This is a genomic window from Saccharothrix syringae (assembly GCF_009498035.1).
Classification (GTDB): Bacteria; Actinomycetota; Actinomycetes; order Mycobacteriales; family Pseudonocardiaceae; genus Actinosynnema; species Actinosynnema syringae.
Map to the genome: position 1 here is coordinate 5,097,933 of NZ_CP034550.1, position 15,414 is coordinate 5,113,346.

General features: G+C 73.0%; 9 protein-coding genes. 7 read left to right on the forward strand and 2 right to left on the reverse strand.

The features are described from left to right. Positions 1 to 618: 618 nt before the first annotated feature. Complete coding sequence (locus EKG83_RS22185) at positions 619 to 1,620, reverse strand: hypothetical protein (protein WP_051765148.1); 1,002 nt, start codon at positions 1,618 to 1,620, stop codon at positions 619 to 621. Between the two features lie 227 nt (positions 1,621 to 1,847). After that, a complete protein-coding gene (locus tag EKG83_RS22190) occupies positions 1,848 to 3,545 on the reverse strand; it encodes a DUF4082 domain-containing protein (RefSeq protein WP_153278297.1) in 1,698 nt (565 codons plus the stop codon). A gap of 338 nt (positions 3,546 to 3,883) precedes the next feature. Between EKG83_RS22190 and EKG83_RS49075 the strand changes: the two genes are divergently transcribed. The 7 genes from EKG83_RS49075 to EKG83_RS22225 all read left to right on the forward strand — a co-directional run bounded on the left by EKG83_RS49075 (position 3,884) and on the right by EKG83_RS22225 (position 15,410). Then, entirely contained in the window at positions 3,884 to 11,323 is a 7,440-nt protein-coding gene (locus EKG83_RS49075) for an RHS repeat-associated core domain-containing protein (RefSeq protein WP_033429557.1), read from the forward strand. Then, positions 11,293 to 11,796 carry an immunity 26/phosphotriesterase HocA family protein gene (locus tag EKG83_RS22200; protein WP_084716204.1) on the forward strand — a complete coding sequence of 168 codons (504 nt, stop codon included), beginning with the start codon at positions 11,293 to 11,295 and terminating at the stop codon, positions 11,794 to 11,796. Before EKG83_RS49075 ends, EKG83_RS22200 begins: the two co-directional genes overlap by 31 nt. Beyond that, positions 11,793 to 12,674: a Dyp-type peroxidase gene (locus EKG83_RS22205; protein ID WP_051765144.1), complete on the forward strand. Its 882-nt coding sequence runs from the start codon at positions 11,793 to 11,795 to the stop codon at positions 12,672 to 12,674. Before EKG83_RS22200 ends, EKG83_RS22205 begins: the two co-directional genes overlap by 4 nt. A gap of 123 nt (positions 12,675 to 12,797) precedes the next feature. After that, positions 12,798 to 13,676: an SAM-dependent methyltransferase gene (locus EKG83_RS22210; protein WP_051765142.1), complete on the forward strand. Its 879-nt coding sequence runs from the start codon at positions 12,798 to 12,800 to the stop codon at positions 13,674 to 13,676. A 254-nt stretch (positions 13,677 to 13,930) separates the two neighbouring features. Then, positions 13,931 to 14,674: a carbonic anhydrase family protein gene (locus EKG83_RS22215; RefSeq protein ID WP_051765140.1), complete on the forward strand. Its 744-nt coding sequence runs from the start codon at positions 13,931 to 13,933 to the stop codon at positions 14,672 to 14,674. 56 nt (positions 14,675 to 14,730) lie between these two features. Further along, on the forward strand, positions 14,731 to 14,907 hold the full coding sequence (locus EKG83_RS22220) for a hypothetical protein (RefSeq protein WP_153278298.1): 177 nt from the start codon (positions 14,731 to 14,733) through the stop codon (positions 14,905 to 14,907). Then, on the forward strand, positions 14,907 to 15,410 hold the full coding sequence (locus tag EKG83_RS22225; protein ID WP_033429554.1) for a hypothetical protein: 504 nt from the start codon (positions 14,907 to 14,909) through the stop codon (positions 15,408 to 15,410). Before EKG83_RS22220 ends, EKG83_RS22225 begins: the two co-directional genes overlap by 1 nt. The last annotated feature ends 4 nt before the right edge of the window (positions 15,411 to 15,414 follow it).

Below are 15,414 nucleotides of genomic sequence, written 5' to 3' on the forward strand. Positions count from 1 at the left end.
TGCTGTTTTATCCGGCGCACGATGTCAACATCAAACATTAGACGCCAGCGAGGATCAGTGGAGAGCGGCAGCGCTGCCCCCGCCTGCTAACCCTGCCGGGTGTGCAATGTCAACATCAGGGCCAAGGCCAAGGCCAAGGCCAAGGCCAGAGCCGGGGCCGGGGCCGGGGCCGATGTCAACATCAGGGCCAGAGCCGGGGCCGGAGCCAATGTCAACATCAGAGCCAGAGCCAGAGCCAGGGCCATAGCCGGGGTTGGGTCCCGAGCCGGGGTTGGGGCCGGGGCCGGGGGCGGGCATTGGGACCGGGGCCGGGGCTGGGCATCGGGGGATCGGGCATCGGGGGTGGGGGACGGGGGTTGGCTCAGAGGTCGGGGATCGGGCATTGGAGCCGGGGTCGGGCATCGGAGATTGAGGGCCGCGTTCGGGCATCCAGGGTCGGGGTCGGGCATCGAGGGTCGGGGGTCGGGGACTGCGCTGTGGCCGAGCGGCTTGGCTTTTTGGGTGCGGTACTTGCGGACCGCGTGATGTCAACATTAGACATTGGCGGCGGTGGTTGGGCTATGCGGCATTGGATTGTTCTGCTTGGTGTGCAATGTCAACATTGAGCATTGGAGGTGGTTAGCCGGGGCCTCGGGGTGGGCGGGTGCGGTCGATGAAAGTGCGTAGGCGGTGTGCCAGGTCGGTCAGAGTTGGGGCGGGGTTGCGTTCGCAGTGCCTCAGCAGGGGGAGCATTCGGTCGGCCACTCTGGTGGAGGCCAGGCCGTTGGCGTCTACCATGGCTTGGAAGGTTGTGCGGGTCGCGCTGTCGTGGTCGCCGACGAGAAGGTGGTTCAGCGCCAACGCGATCAGGCTGAACACCCTGCTGCGGCGCATCCCGTCGCCGTAGCCGCCGATCGCGGTTTCCAGGGCGGGCATGGCCGAGCGGGTGTGGGCGATGTCGTGGCTGCGGGCCAGTTCGGTGTGGACGACCCCGGTCATGGCGCGCAGGTCGGTCGCGTCGAAGAACGCCGCCCACGGCGGGGGCTCCGTATCGGTGATCGCGGCGAACTCCTCCTCGGCCCGGTGGAGCAGCGCCAGCGCTTCGGTGTGTGCGCCGAGCATGGCGTGCGCCCACGCCTGGTTCGCCGACACGATCGCCGAGGTGCGGGGCGAACCGGCCAGGTCGGCTGAGGCCCGCCCCCGCTCCAAATCGCGCAGCGCGCGGACCGCATCCCGGCGGTGCAGGTGCAGCCGCGCCGATCGGTAGCAGACGTTGGCCGTCAGGTCGTGCTCCGCCTGCTCGGTCAGCAGTTCCAGGGCGGTCCGGTGGTGGTTGCGCGCCGAGCGTCGGCGGCCCGCGTCGAACTCGGCCCACCCGGCCAGGTTGTGCAGGTCGGCCACCGCCACCAGCAGTCGGCCGCGCACCGGCTCGGCGGCGTGCACGCGCAGCAACCGGTGGCCGTGGGCGACCTCGGCGCGCAGCGCCTCGCGGCAGGCGCCACCGCCGTCGTGGTAGTCCAGGCGGCGCAGCTCGCGGGTGGCGGCCTCCAGGTGCTCCACATCGGTCTTCCCGATGCGTGCGAGCACATCGCGGTCCTTGGGGTCACCGGCTTTGCGGGACGACGCCCTCTTCGCGAACATCGGGACTCCTTCCCGCCCCGGCTCCACCCCGTGCTCCCGGGTGCTCACCGCCACGGTAGGACCTGGACGCGGGTGGTTACAGCGGGTCATCCGATCGCAGTAGCGGTGTTCCGGCGCCCCGCGCCCGGTGCTGGGCCGATCGGGTCGGCGGGCAACCCCGTTGGCTGCCCGCCGATCCGGTCACCCCGGTCTCCGGTGGAGACGACCACCTCGACCCGTCGCGGACCTCAGTCCGCGGCGAAGACGACGTCCACCCAGTAGTTGCTGCCGATGTAGTGGCTGTCCGGGAACCCGGCCCCCGACCGGTACCGGCCGTTGGCGTACGCGCCGGGCGCGGTCCACAGCGGTGGCGAGGCGAACTGGCCCCGCAGGCCGAAGTAGTTCCGGTTGACCGCGTACTGCCCGGTGGGGGAGTAGTACGAGGCCACGTAGACCTGGTCGGCCGAGACGGGTGCGGGCGTGTCGAAGGTCAGGGTCTGCCACCCGGTGGCGGTCTCGCCGGTGAACGTGCCGGTCGCCAGCAGCACGCCCTGGTCCGTCCACAGCGAACCCGTGTGGGTGCCGGTGTTGCCCGCGCCCTTGTAGAACCTGACCCCGGTGACGCTGCCGGGCTCGGAGGTGCCGAACCGCACGCCCAGCTCCACCGGCACGCGCTGCCCGGTGGACGGCTCGTCGGGCACGTTCGCCTCGCTGAACAGCGAGCACGGGCATGCCGCCTGCGGCCCGGTGGTGAACGACCACGTCGCGGCCGAGGCCATGGCGTTGCCGTTGACGTCCACCGCGAGCACGGTCGCGGTGTAGCGGGTACCCGGCTTGAGCGGGGCGCTGGGGGTCCAGGTCACGGTCCTGCCGTCGGCGGACGGCGTCGCGGTGCCCGACAGCCCGCCCTGGCCGTCGTCGGCGAGCCGGACCCGCGACGACGCGGGGTCGACCGCCTCGTCGAAGCCCAGGGTGAGGGTGCCGTCCAGGCCCACGCCCGTCGCGGCCGGCGCGGGGCTCCGGGTGTCGAGGACCGGCCGGGTGTGGTCGCCGTTCGTGCCGTGGCGGTAGATGACGTCCACCCAGTAGTTCGACCCGCGGAACCCGGAGAAGGGCATGCCGCCGCCGTAGCGGAACACGCCGTTGGGATCGGTGGCGCTGTCGGGCACGGCCTGCACGTGCCCGTAGCCGACCGGCCTGCGGGGGACGCCGAAGTAGCCCTCGTCGACGGCGTAGCGGCCGCGGGGCGCGAAGTAGGACACCACGTAGGTCGTGTCGACGTCCACGACCACGGGGTTGGCGAAGAACAGGGTCTGCCAGCCGGTGGTGGTCTCGTCGGTGAACGTGCCGGTCGCCAGCAGCTGCCCGGTGGCCGTCCAGAACGAACCCGTGTGGGTGCCGGTGTTGCCCGCGCCCTTGTGGAACCGGACGCCCAGCACCTCGCCCCGGCTGGTGAAGTACACCTTCGCGCCCAGCTCCACCGCGCCGCTGTCGGCGGCCGCGGCCACGGCGGGTGTGGCGAAGTCGTCCCAGATCGTGCACGGGCAGTCCGTGCCGCGCGGCGCGCCCGTGGTGAACGCCCAGGTGTGGGGCGCGCTCGCGGCGTCGGCTTGGACCGACGCGGTGTAGGCGGTGGCCGGGGACAGCGGCGCGGACGGGGTGAACCGCGCGGTCGTGCCGCCGTCGGCGAGCGACACCTGGCCCGCGACCGGGCCCGCGGGGCCGGTGAGGGTGAAGGCGACGGGCGGTTCGGTGAGGGCCACGCCGAACGCGGCGCCCACCACCGGGGTCAGCGCCACGCTGCCGGCCCCGTCGACCGGGCTGGTGCCGGTCGGTGCGGCAGCCCCGGCGGAGGTGTGCGCGAAGGGCGCGAGGAGCAGGGCGGGCACGGCGACGGCGAGCGCCAGCAGCCGTGCCGGGCGTCTGGCGGATTCCGCTGAAGGCATGGTCTTCTCCCTCGGGGCCGGGGCGGCCCGTACACCCGTCGGGGATCGGCGGGTCCCGATGCCCCGTTACCGCCCTTTCGCGGGGATCGCGGTATCCGCCCGTCGCGCGCTTCGGACCGCTTCGGCCCAACGGCCTGTGCCGAAGCGAGTAGTCCACGTGAGTGTGAATGGACACGCCCTGCTGCCGTTCGAGTGACTTCTGTAATGCCCCGGCGGCGGCCCGCGAAAGACCAGCGCAACGCCCCTGCCCCGCACCCAGCGCCCCCCGCAGCTCCGACCGGCCGACCTCTTGGCCGGGGTTGTGCCCCCTGCTCGCGACCCGGCTTCGAGGAGACGACGTGCCGCGCCCGCCCAGACGCCTCCCCGCCCTGCTCCTGACCGCCCTGGCGGTCGTCGGTACGACAATCGCCCCCTCCGACGCACGACCCCGGCCCGCCACCGCGCCCCCACCCGCCACCGCGCCCCCACCCGCCGCCGCACCCCGACCCGCCGTCGACCAAGCCGACCAAGCCGAGCCGCCACCCGGCCCCGCGTCCTACGCCTACGACGCCCTCGGGCGGCTCACCGGCGTCGTGACCGCCGACGGCTCGGTCGCCCGCTACCGCTACGACCCCGCGGGCAACGTCACCGGCGTCGAACGGCTCGGCACCCCCGCGGTCGCGGTGCTGTCGGCGGTACCGAGCCGCGTGCGCCCCGGCGGCTCGATCACCGTCACCGGCAAGGGCTTCGCGGCCACGGGCACCACCGCCCGGATCAACGGCACCGCCGCCACCGTCACCTCCGCCGCGCCGGACAAGCTCGTCCTGACCGTCCCCGAGGGCGCCACGAGCGGCCCGCTGGAGGTCACCTCACCCCACGGCACGGCCTCGCTCGACGGCATCGCGGTGGTCGGCGACGACCGGCCCGCCCTGACCGACTTCACGCCCAGGACCGCCACGGCCGGCACCGCCATCACGCTGACCGTCGCCAACACCGACCCCGGGTTCGCCAACAACCTCGTGCGGGTCAACGGCGTCCTGGCCCCGGTCACCGCGCGCACCGACACCGGCCTCACGGTCACCGTGCCACCCGGCGTCGCCTCGGGCCCGATCTCGTTCAGCACCCCCGCCGGCACCGCGACCAGCAGCGCCGTCCTCGTCGTGCCGCCCGCCGGCGTCGCACCGGAGAACATCGACTCGGCCGCCGCCATCCCGGTGGACACCGCCACCCAGGTCGCGATCCCCGCCGGGAAGTACGCGCTGCGCCACTTCCCGGCCGCCGACGGCGAGCGCTTCGCCGTCACCCTGAGCGGCGGCACGTTCGGCTCCTGCAACCTCGACGCCCGCGCCTACGACGAGCGCAACCGGCAGACCGGCTCGGCCTCGTGCCCGGGCACGAACGGCTGGATCGAGACCGGCCCCGCGACCGGCGCGGGCCTGCGCTCGGTCGTGCTGCGCAACACCTCGACCAGCGCGGGCACCACCTCGGTGACCGTGCACAAAGTGCCCGCCGACCTGGACGCCAGCACCCAGACCCTCGACGGCACCCCGAAGACCGTCACCATCGCGCACCCCGGTCGCAACGCCTTCACCACCTTCCAGGGCACCGCGGGTCAACGGGTGCTGATCCAGGCCAGTGGCACGTCGTCGGCGTTCGGCTGCTGCGACCTGGACTGGTGGCTGGTCGCACCGGACGGCACCCGCGTCGGCGCCGCCAAGTACGGCAACAACACCCTCGACACCACCACCCTGCCGCAGACCGGCACCTACCGCGTCCTGATGAACCCGGCGCGCGGGCTCACCGGCTCGACCACGTTCGCCGCGTGGGACGTGCCGGCCGACCTCGACGCGGGTGCGCAGGCCCTGGACGGCACCCCGAAGACCGTCACCATCGCGCACCCCGGTCGCAACGCCTTCACCACCTTCCAGGGGACCACGGGTCAACGGGTGCTGATCCAGGCCAGTGGCACGTCGTCGGCGTTCGGCTGCTGTGACCTGAACTGGTGGCTCGTGGCGCCGGACGGCACTCGCGTCGGCGCCGCCAAGTACGGCAACAACACCCTCGACACCATCGCGTTGCCGCAGGACGGCACGTACCGGGTGGTCTTCGACCCCGCTGCGGCCCTCATCGGCAGCACCACCGCCAAGGCATGGACGGTCCCCGCCGACTTCGACGCCGGCACCCAGCCCCTCGACGGCACGGCGAAGTCGCTCACCTTCCCCAACCCCGGCCAGAACGGCTACACCACCTTCCAGGGGACCACAGGCCAGCGCGTGCTGATCCAGGCCAGCGGTACCTCGTCGGCGTTCGGCTGCTGTGACCTGAACTGGCAGCTCAACGCTCCCAACGGCACCCGCGTGGGTTCGGCGAAGTACGGCAACAACACCCTGGACACCATCGCACTGCCGCAGGACGGCACGTATCGGATCGTCTTCGACCCCGCAGCCGCGCTGATCGGCTCCACCACGGTCAAGACCTGGACCGTGCCCGAGGACTTCGACGCCGGCACGCAGTCCCTGGACGGCACGGCGAAGTCGCTCACGTTCACCAACCCGGGCCAGAACGGCTACACCACGTTCCAGGGCACCGCGGGCCAGCGCGTGCTGATCCAGACCAGCGGCACGTCGTCGTCGTTCGGCTGCTGCGACTTGAACTGGCAGCTCAACGCTCCCAACGGCACCCGCGTGGGTTCGGCGAAGTACGGCAACAACACCCTCGACACCATCGCTTTGCCCCAGGACGGCACGTACCGGATCACCTTCGACCCCGCAGCCGCGCTCACCGGCTCCACCACGGTCAAGACCTGGACCGTCCCAGCCGACTTCGACGCCGGCACCCAGCCCTTGAACGGCACAGCAAAGCCACTCACCTTCACCAACCCCGGCCAGAACGGCTACACCACGTTCCAGGGCACCGCGGGCCAGCGCGTGCTGATCCAGACCAGCGGCACGTCGTCGTCGTTCGGCTGCTGTGACCTGAACTGGCAGCTCAACGCTCCCAACGGCACCCGTGTGGGTTCGGCGAAGTACGGCAACAACACCCTCGACACCATCGCACTGCCGCAGGACGGCACGTACCGGATCACCTTCGACCCCGCAGCCGCGCTCACCGGCTCCACCACGGTCAAGACCTGGACCGTCCCCGACGACTTCGACTTCGGCCCACTGCCCCTCGACGGCACGCCCAGGACCGCGACCTTCACCAACCCCGGCCAGGACGCCTTCGCCACCTTCACCGGCACCGCCAACCAACGCGTCGTCATCACCTCCGCCGGCACCTCGTCGTCGTTCGGCTGCTGTGACCTGAACTGGCAGCTCAACGCCCCCAACGGCACCCGAGTCGGCTCCGCCAAGTACGGCAACGGCACGCTGGACGCGACCCTCCCCTCCGCAGGCACCTACCGGCTGGTCGTGACACCGGCCGCCGCCCTGGTCGGGTCCGTCACGTTCACCGCCACCCGCCCCGCCGGCACCGCGGCCACCACAACCGGAACCACCCCCGAAACCACCCCCCGGGCACCCGCCCGCAAACCCGACACCACCCGCGAGGCAGCCGACCCGACCCCGGCCCGCCCCGCCCCGGGCCGCGTCCCCGCCGACCTGCGCTCCCCGAACGCCGCCACCCCGGACCCCGAGGCCGACCTGGCCCCGGCCTGGTCGCCCGACCAGGGCAACCTCGACGGCGTCGACTGGTCGACCCGCCGCGCCGACCCCGAGCCCGTCACCGACCTGGTCGCCGAGCCCGGCAGGACCGCGGTCAGCGGCCACGTGCGCGGCCTCGACGGCGCGCCGCTGCGCGGCATCCCGGTGCGCGTCGACGACGTCCGCACCACCACCGACGACCAGGGCCGGTTCCTGCTCACCGGCGTCCGCCCCAACGCCACCACGCTCGTGGTGGACGGCTACAAAGCCAAGTACGGCACGTTCCGCATCCGCGCCAAGGTCCGCGAGAACGCCACGACCCCGCTCGACGCGACCGTCTGGCTGCCGCGCCTGGACCTGCGCAACACCGTCGAGATCGGCGCGCCGACCACCCGCGAGACCGTGCTGACCACCCCGGACGTGCCGGGCCTGGAGGTCCGCGTCCCGGCCGGTTCGGTGGTGCGCGACCAGGACGGCAACGTGGTGCGGGAGCTGGGCATCACCGCCATCCCGGTCGACCGGCCGCCGTACCCGCTGCCGCGCAACGGGATCGTGCCCACGTACTTCACCGTCCAGCCGGGCGGCACGTCGATCTTCCCGGACGGCGCGTCGGTGGTGTACCCGAACTACACCGACCTGCCGCCCGGCACCGAGGTCGACTTCTGGAACTACGACCCGGCCGACAAGGGCTGGTACGTCTACGGCAAGGGCCGCGTCAACGACGACGGCACGCGCGTGGTGCCGGACGAGAAGACCCGGCTGTGGACCCTCGACGGCGCCATGTTCAACACGCCCGGCAACCCCAAGCCGGACAAGCCGTGGTGGCAGGACCTGGTCGACAAGCTGTCCGGTGACCCGGTGGACCTGTCCACGGGCCTGCTCACCGACGCGCACACGGACCTCGGCCTCGGCGACACCGTGCCGATCTCGCTGACCCGCCTGTACTGGCAGGGCGACGGCAAGGTGCGCGAGTTCGGCCTGAACTCCGGCGCCGACTTCAACATGTTCCTGGCCTCCGAGCGCCAGTACCAGGAGGTCGACCTCTACACGCCCGGCGGCGGCCGGGCCCACTACGTGCGCACCTCGCCCGGCACGGGCTACAGCGACGCCGTGTTCGGCGCGGTCGGCTCACCGGGCCGCTTCACCGGCTCCACCATCGCCCAGGTCGACGGCGACTGGGTGCTGAGCCTGCGCGACGGCAGCAAGTACTTCTTCCCCTGGTACTCGCGCCCGCGCGCCGTGCAGGACCGCAACGGCAACCAGGTCACCTTCACCCGCTCCGGCGGCAACAACGGCGAGGTCACCCGGATCGCCTCGCCCAACGGCCGCTGGATCGCCCTGGAGTACGACTCGACCAACCGGGTGGTCGCGGCGCGCGACAACATCGGCCGCGCCACGTCCTACACCTACGACGGCGCGGGCCGGCTGGCCACCGTCACCGACGTGGCGGGCAAGGTCAGCACCTACACCTACGACGGCGCCAACCGCATCACCCGCATCACCGACGCGCGCGGCGTGGCCTACCTCGACGTCGCCTACGACGCGAACGGCCGGGTGCGGCGCCAGGACCTGGCCGACGGCGGCAGCTACGAGTTCGCCTACGTGCTCGACGCGGCCGGCGCGATCACCGAGACGCGCGTGACCCAGCCCAACGGGGCGGTCCGCCGGGTCACGTTCGACGCCAACCACATGGTCGCCACCGACACCGCCGCCCACGGCACGCCGCTGGCCCGCACCACCACCTACGTGCGCGGGCCGGACAACCGGGTGGACGCGGTCGTCGACCCGTACGGCAGGCGCACCGAGTACGCCTACGACGCGGCCCAGCGGATCACCGCGATCACCGACCTGGCCGGCACCGGCGACGCGTTCGTCAGCGGCCGGGCCTCCTACGGGCCGTTCGACCGGCCGCTGAGCACCACCGACGCGGCGGGCCGGACCACCACCTACACCTACGACGCCAAGGGCAACCCGCTCACCGCGACCGACCCGGCGGGCCGGGTCACCACCATGGCGTGGACGGCGGCGGGCCAGGTCGCCTCGGTCACCGACCCCGGCGGCGGCGTCACGTCGTTCACCTACGAGGCGGGCGGCGCGGTCGAGGCGAAGGACCCGCTCGGCCGCACGACCCGGCACTTCGTGGACGCGGCCGGGCGGTTCGTGCAGGAGACCGACCCGTCCGGCGCGGTGACCCTGACCGCCTACGACGAGCTCGACCAGCCCGTCACCGTCACCGACGCGCTGGGCGGCGTGAGCCGCTTCGGCTACGACGACAACGGCAACCTCACCTCCTACACCGACCAGCGCGGCAAGACCACCCGGTGGGCCTACGACGGCCAGGACCGCCCGGTGTCCACCACCGACCCGCTGGGCCGCACCGCCACCACGACCTACGACGCGGCGGGCCGGGCGACGGCCTCGGTCACCCGCGCCGGCACGCGCTCGGAAACCTCCTACGACCTGCTGGACCGGCCGACCTCCACCCGGTTCGGCGTCACCGGTCCGCAGGCGCAGGAGTCCCGGATCACCTACTCCCACGACGGGTTCGACCGGCTGGTCGAGCTGCACGACACCGCCGGCGGCACGCTCACCCACTCCTACGACGCGCGGGACCGCCTGGTCGCCACGACCGGCCCGAACGGCACCGTCGGGTACGGCTACGACGAAGCGGGCAGGCAGACCTCCACCAGCCTGCCCGGCCTGCCCGCCACCACCTACACCTACGACGAGGCGGGCGCGTTCACCGGCGTGGCCCGGGGCGGCGAGGCCACCGCGGTGACCCGCGACGCCGCGGGCCGGGTCGCGACGCTGACCCTGCCGGGCGGCTGGGCGCAGACCTACTCCCACGACGCCGCCGGCCAGGTCACCGGCATCGCCTACGCGCACGCGGGCACGCCCAAGGGCGACCTCGCGTACACCTACGACCCGAGCGGCCGGCGCACCTCGGTGACCGGGAGCCTGGCCGGGGTGGTGCTCCCGGCGGCCCGCGCGGACCTGGCGTACGACGACGCCAACCGGCTGGTCTCGGCGGGCGGCACCGCGCTGACCTACGACGACGACGGCAACCTGCGCGGCGACGGCACCACCACCTACTCGTGGGACGCGCGCGGCCGGCTCACCGGCACCAGCCGCACCGGGCTGACCTCGACCTACTCCTACGACGCGGCGGGCACCCGCACCGCCCGCGTGGTCGGCGGCACCACCACGAGGTTCGTCCACGACGGCGCGAACGCCGTGGTCGAGCTCGACGCCGCCGGCGCGGTCACCGCCGCGCGGCTGGCCGGGGGAGTGGACCAGTGGTTCGCCCGCACCGCCGCCGGCGTCACCGACACCGCGCTCACCGACGCGCTCGGCTCGCCCGTCGCCCTGGGCCGCGGCGACGGCGCGATGGCCGCGACGACCGCCTACGACCCGTTCGGCACGCCCGCCGCGACCGGCGACCGCCGCGGTTCGGACCTGTCGTTCACCGGCCGCCAGGACGACGGCACGGGCCTGATGCACTACCGGGCCCGCTACTACAGCCCGGCGTTGCAGCGGTTCGTCTCCGAGGACCCGATCGGCATCGCGGGCGGCACGAACCTCTACGCCTACGCGGCGAACTCGCCGACCAACCTCACCGACCCGTCCGGCCACAACCCGCTGCTGGTGGGCTGCCTGGTCGGCGGCCTGCTCGACGGCGGCCTGGACTACGCGGGCCAGCGCCTGTCCGGCCGCAAGGTCGACTGGGGCGGCGTGGGCGCGTCGGCCGCCGCCGGGTGCGCGATGGGCGCCCTGGGCGGGCTCGGCGCGCTGGGCCGGGCGGGCAAGGCGCTCGACGCCATGCCGTCGCTGCCCAGGGCGCTGACCCAGGGCCGCAACGCCGAGGCGGGCGTCGACGTCTACCAGGGCATCCGCAACGGCGAGTCGGTGTACTCGGGCATCTCCAACAACGTGGCGCGCCGGGCGGGCGAGCACGCCGGCCGCAACTTCGACCACCTGTCGACGGTCACCAGGAACGGCTCGGTGACCCGCGGCGAGGCCCGCGCCATCGAGCAGGCGCTGATCAACCGCAACCGCGGGGAGAACGTGCGCAACAGCATCAGCCCCGACCGCCCGTACTACGATCAGGCCGTGAGGTGGGGTGAGGCGTGGCTGAACCGCAACGGGTACCCCCGGTGAACCTCGTCGCCGGCCCGGGCTCGCGCAAGGCCGTCCGCCCGGGTGACGTGTTCACCCTGCGGCTGGTCGACGGCAGGCACCTGTTCGGCCGGGTGGTGGCCGCCGACCTGCCCCGGGAGCGGGCGCCCATGCCCGGCGCGAACCTGGTCCACCTCCACGCCGCGGTCTCCGACCGGCCCGAGCCGGACCTGTCCGCGCTGCGCCCGGACGCCCTGCTCGTGCCGCCCCTGTTCATCAACCGCCTGCCGTGGTCCAAGGGCTACTTCCGCACCGTCGCCCACCACGACCTGCGGCCCGCCGACCTGCTCGACCGGTACTGCTTCCGCGACACCACCGGCCGGCACCTGGACCGGGAGGGCCGGCCGACCACCCACGCCGAGCCCTGCGGCACGTGGGGCCTGGCCGGCTACCTCACGGTGGACCGCGAGGTCGGCCGGGCCCTCGGCCTGCCGGTCGCGGGCCACGCCCGGTGAGCCCCACCCGCCGCGCGTTCCTGGCCGGGGCGGTGCTGACCGCCCTGGCCGGGTGCGCGGACCCGCCCGCCGCCCACCCGGCCCTGCGCCGGCCCCGGCGGGCGGGCGCGGTGGCGTTCCTGCGGGCGGACGGGACCGCGCCGCTGCTGGAGCTGCGCGGCGAACCCGACGTGCTGGTGGGCCTGGCGGCGGGCACCCCGGCCATGCCCGCGTTCCCCGGCGAGGTGCTGATCCCGGAGCGCAGCAACACCGACGCGTTCCTCCAGGTCGAGGGCGACGACGAGGAGGGGTGCCAGGCGCGGCTGACCGAGCTGCTGGGTGCCCTGCCCGGCGCCGAGGCGACCTGGCGGACCGCGGTGCGCCGCGACACCGTCGACGACGGCCTCCAGCGCAACCCCTTCGGCTTCGTGGAGGGCCAGACCAACAGCGACGCGGTCCTCCTGCCGAACGGCGACAGCCTGCTGGCGGTGCGCGTCATCCGGCTGGCGCGCGGGTCGTGGGATGCCGACAGCCCGGAGCACCAGCGCCGCGTCATCGGCCGCCACCCGGACGGCACCTGGCTCGACGGCAGCGGCGCCCGCGCCGTGCCCGACTACGCCGCCGACCCGACGGGCGCGGTGATCCCCCTGGACTCGCACGCGCGGGCCATGAACCCCCGCACGCCCGGCGCGCCGGCACCGCGGATGCTGCGCCGGTCGTGGAGCTACCAGGGACCGCCCACGCCGCAGGGCACGCCGGACGAGGGCGTGCTGTTCATGGCTTTCCAGAGCGACTTCGAGCAGGGCTTCGCCCTGGCCCAGTCCCGCATGCCCGGCGACGCGCTCCGCCCGTACCTGCTCACCGTGGGCGGCGGCTACTACACCGTGCCGGGCGTTTAGTCCTCTGTGGACTGTCGACGTCCGCGGGCTCGTGCATCAGGGTGATTTCCGGTTCCCGTGATCGAACCAGTTGGTACGGTGATGCAACTCACAGGACCAACCGCGTCGAGGGGGACCTGTCCGATGACGGTGACCGGCGACGGCACGACCGGCGGTTCGAGCGCACCCACCCCCGAGGAGATCGGGGCCAACTACGACCAGTTCACCGACCTGTACGGGCTGACCATCGGCGATGTGGGCCTGCACATCGGCATGTGGAGCGAGCCCGGTGAGCGCGCGCCCGCGTCCACGCTGGGCGACCTGGCGAATTTGGCGCAGGAGCGGCAGACCGGGTACCACGTCGAGACCCTCGGCCTGCGGCCCGACGAGCACCTGCTGGACATCGGCTGCGGCACCGGCGTGCCCGCGGTGCGGTTCGCCCAGCGCACCGGCTGCCGCGTCACCGGCATCAACGTCAGCCGCGAGCACCTGGCCAGGGCCGAGGGCGCGGCGCGGGCGGCGGGCGTCGAGGACCGCGTCGCGTTCCGCTACGGCAACGCCATGGACATCGACTTCCCGGACGGCACGTTCGACGCGGCCCTGTCCATCGACGTGTACGCCCACCTGTCCGACCGGCAGCGGGCGTTCCACGAGGCCGCGCGCGTGCTGCGGCCCGGCGGCCGGTTCCTGATGAGCGAGTTCACCGTGCGCGGGACGCCGACGAGGGAAGCGCTCGACGCCTACCTCCAGGTGTGGCGCTGCATGCCCCCGACCACGCCCGCGGAGAACATCGACCGGGCGGCCAACGCCGGCCTGGAACTGGTGCGGGTCGAGGACATGACCCAGAACTGCGCGTTCAGCGGCGAGCTGATGGGCCTGCTCTACCGCGACCGGCACGACGAGATCGTCGAGCGCTACGGGGCGGAGCTGGTCGCCCGGATGGACGCCGCGGTGCCGCTGGTGCGCTCCTTCATCCACCACAACCTCGGCTCGTACCTCTTCCTGTTCCGCAAACCCGCCTGACCGCCCGGTCGACCAGGCCGGCCTCCGGTTACGGAAAGTCCCGGAACATCGCGCTCGTTAGGCCATTTGTGCCAAACCGATTCGTCTCGATATGGTGGTTTGTGACAGATGGCACAGTTTGTTATGTCTTTTCTGCCCTGTTCGGGTGATTTGTTGATCTACTGCCCATCACTCGATCAGGTGAAGGATGGTGCGGTCCCGCCAGGCGGGTCGACTCCCGCCCGGTCCCAGGTCCCCCGAAGGGCTGCACCCACGTGGCTAGAAAAGGCATCGCCGCCGTCGCCGTCCCTGTCGTCCTCAGCGCGCTGCTGACCGCCGGCGCCGCCCCGGCCCGGTCGCAGGTGCCGCTGCAGAGCCCGATCGACATCACCCCCTCGGCCGTCCGCCTCAACCCGCACCTGCCCCAGCTCCAGATCTCCTACGGCCACCACGCCGCCGGCGACCTGCACTACGTCCGCAAGGACGCCGAGGCCGCCGACGGCTGCACCGCGCGCAACCACGAGGAGACCGAGGAGTTCGAGGTCGAGCCCGGCGCCGGCCACGTGACGCTCTCCGGCGTCCGCTACGACCTCGTGCAGTTCCACTTCCACACCCCCTCGGAGCACCGCTTCGCCGGCCACGCCGACCCGCTGGAGATGCACCTGGTGCACCGCAGCGCGGAGGGCGGGCTCCTGGTGATCGGCGTGCCGCTGCGCGTCGGTGCTCCGTCCACAGTGGACAAGGTGCTGGAGCACCTGGCCCCCGAGTGCGGCGAGGAGGTGCACCTGGGCGACATCGACCTGAACACCCTGCTGCCGGTCAACCGGGCCACCGCCCGCTACACCGGCTCGCTCACCACCGCGCCGTTCACCGAGGGCGTGCAGTGGTTCCTGATGGGGGAGAAGACGGTCACCCAGGCGACCGTCAGCCACTTCCAGGAGTTGTTCTACGCGGGCAACGCGCGCCCCGTGCAGCCGCTGAACGGCCGCACCGTCCAGGTCGAGCTGCCGCACCTCTGACACCACCGGTGGGGTGAGGCAGCCCCTCACCCCACCGGCTCGGCATGATGTCCGGCGTGAACCACCCCGGCGCGGACCACTTCGGCGCGGACCACCCCGGCGCGGACCACTTCGGCGCCGTCCGCCACCGGTACGTCCACCAGCCCGACGGGGGTGGCGTCTTCTGCGTCGGCAACGCCGCCGAGTGCGACCACCTCGCCGCGGACACCGCCTGCCCGGCCTCCGGGCCCTGATGCGGGTCAGCTCCGTCGTCCCGCCGGTGCCGCCCGAGGTCGTCGACCCGCTCCCGCCGCTGGAGTTCCCGCGCGTGAACGTGAGCGGCGAGCAGGCGGTGCCGGACCGGTTGCGCGGCCTGACGTCCCTGCGCCACCTGGAAGTGGTCGACCTGCGCGACGTCGACGTGTTCGACCACCTGGCCGCGCCCCCGCGGGCACTGGAGATCGCCGGCACCGGCCGCGCCTTCCCGCTCCACCGGCTCCCCTCGGTCGCGACGCTGGAGGCGTTGCGCCTCAACGGCGTGCGCGCCGAGGTCGACTGCGCCGTGTTCCGCGAGCTGCCCGAGCTGGTCGACCTGACCGTCCTGAACTCACGGCGGATCGTGAACGTCGAGGCGTTGCCGGACTGCCCGAAGCCGGCCGGCACCACCTTCGCCGACTGCGGCAACCCGTTCAAGAAGCAGGGCAAGGCGTTGTTCGAGGCCCGGGGCTTCGCCCGCCCGGACGTCGACTTCTCCTGACCGG